The sequence below is a fragment of the Streptomyces sp. DH12 genome, from assembly GCF_020873895.1.
Classification (GTDB): Bacteria; Actinomycetota; Actinomycetes; order Streptomycetales; family Streptomycetaceae; genus Streptomyces.
The window spans coordinates 1-546 of sequence record NZ_JAHWGT010000610.1 but is presented as its reverse complement, the minus strand read 5'-3'; the positions used below and the strand labels follow the sequence as shown (position 1 = coordinate 546).

Here is a 546-nt window from a genome sequence, read left to right as displayed (position 1 = left end):
ACGATCAGGTCCGCCTTGCGCAGGTGCCGCATCAGCGGAGGCATGGTCTCGGCGGGGTTGGCGCCGGCGAGCAGGATCGTGTCCGCCGCGTCGAGGTCGGCGACGGGGAACGGCAGTCCGCGGTCCAGGCCGAAGGCGGCGTTGCCGGCCGCGGCGGCCGAGGACATGCAGAACCGGCCGTTGTAGTCGATCTGGCTGGTGCCGAGGGCGAGCCGGGCGAACTTGCCCAGCAGGTAGGCCTTCTCGTTGGTGAGGCCGCCCCCGCCGAACACGGCGAGCGCGTCCGGGCCGTGCTCGTCGCGGATGCGCCGCAGCCGTGTGGCGACCGTGTCCAGGGCGGTGTCCCAGTCGGCCGGGGCGAGACGGCCGTCCGGGCCCCGCAGCAGCGGCCGGCGCAGCCGGTCCGGGACGTCGAGCACCGCGGGCGCGGTCCAGCCCTTCTGGCACAGACTGCCGTCGTTGACGGGGAAGTCGGAGGGTTCCACCACGGTTCCCGAGGCGCCGTGGCCGAGGCGGGTGCCGCACTGCAGGGCGCAGTACGGGCAG

The 546-nt window shown here is 74.5% G+C and carries 1 protein-coding gene; it reads right to left on the bottom strand.

The genetic code is table 11. The annotated features are described in order from the left end of the window. The coding region (locus tag LPA54_RS36050) for a molybdopterin oxidoreductase family protein (RefSeq protein ID WP_228984754.1) at positions 1 to 546 on the bottom strand (546 nt) is incomplete at both ends.